Annotated in this window: 1 protein-coding gene; it reads left to right on the forward strand. The window is 48.6% G+C overall.

The genetic code is table 11. The features are described 5' to 3' along the window. Window positions 1–79: 79 nt before the first annotated feature. Window positions 80–1,191, forward strand: a protein-coding gene (locus tag ACLH1I_RS26540; protein ID WP_102005183.1) for an IS3 family transposase whose coding sequence is annotated in 2 segments (ribosomal slippage) — window positions 80–341 and window positions 341–1,191 — 1,113 coding nt in all. Because the reading frame shifts where the segments join, the coding sequence is not laid out codon by codon here. The last annotated feature ends 16 nt before the right edge of the window (window positions 1,192–1,207 follow it).

Consider the following 1,207-nt stretch of genomic DNA (forward strand, 5'->3'; position numbering starts at 1 on the left):
TGTAAGTATCCCGCATAATCGTGCCATTCACATTTAGAGATCCTCCGGCATAATCGCTCTGCCAACAAAGGAGATCGCTATGCGTAAAGCCCGTTTTACTGAGCATCAGATCATTGCCGTAATTAAATCGGTTGAAGCCGGACGAACCGTTAAAGATGTCTGCCGGGAGGCCGGTATCTCTGAAGCCACCTACTACAACTGGAAGGCCAGATACGGCGGCATGGAGGCTTCTGATATTAAAAAGATCAAGGATCTTGAGGACGAGAATCGGCGTCTCAAACAGATGTTTGCCGACCTGAGCCTTGAGAACCGGGCGCTGAAAGATGTTATCGAAAAAAAGCTTTAAAACCAGCCTTTAAGCGTGAGCTGGTCACTCATCTGATAACGACATTTGGACTCAGTATCCGTCAGGCCTGCCGGAGTCTGAACCTGAGCAGAACGGTTTACCATTACCGTCCGGATACCACGCGTGATGAACCCGTTATTGTCGCGTTGCAGGCAGTGGCAGAACGATACCCACGGTACGGTTTTCCAAAACTTTTCCAGGTTCTGCGGCGGCAGGGATACCCGTGGAATCACAAAAGGATCCATCGTATTTATTGTCTGCTGAAGCTGAATTTTCGCCGTAAAGGCAAACAACGGTTGCCGGTGCGTAATCCCTCGCCACTGATCACACCGGAAGCGTTGAACCAGAGCTGGTCTGTCGATTTTATGCATGATGCTCTGGTCTGTGGCCGTCGTTTTCGCACGTTCAATGTCGTTGATGACTTTAACCGTGAAGCATTGTCGATTGAAATCGATCTGAATCTGCCAGCTCTGCGCGTGGTCCGTGTGCTTGACAGGATCGCGGCAAATCGCGGCTATCCTGTCATGCTACGCATGGATAATGGTCCGGAATTTATCTCACTTGCACTGGCTGAATGGGCAGAGCAACATGCAGTAAAACTGGAGTTTATCCAGCCGGGTAAGCCGACACAGAACGCTTTTATTGAGCGCTTTAACCGAACATACCGTACAGAAATACTCGATTTTTATCTGTTCAGAACGCTGAATGAAGTGCGGGAAATCACGGAAAGATGGGTGTCAGAATATAACTGTGAACGCCCTCATGAATCACTGAACAATATGACACCGGAGGAATACCGACAGCACCATTATTTGGCCGGGATCTCAAAAAATGCATGGAACTAAAACGGGTCTATTTACA

The sequence above is a fragment of the Klebsiella sp. 1SOBk10mer genome (assembly GCF_046602535.1).
Classification (GTDB): domain Bacteria; phylum Pseudomonadota; class Gammaproteobacteria; order Enterobacterales; family Enterobacteriaceae; genus Klebsiella; species Klebsiella quasipneumoniae.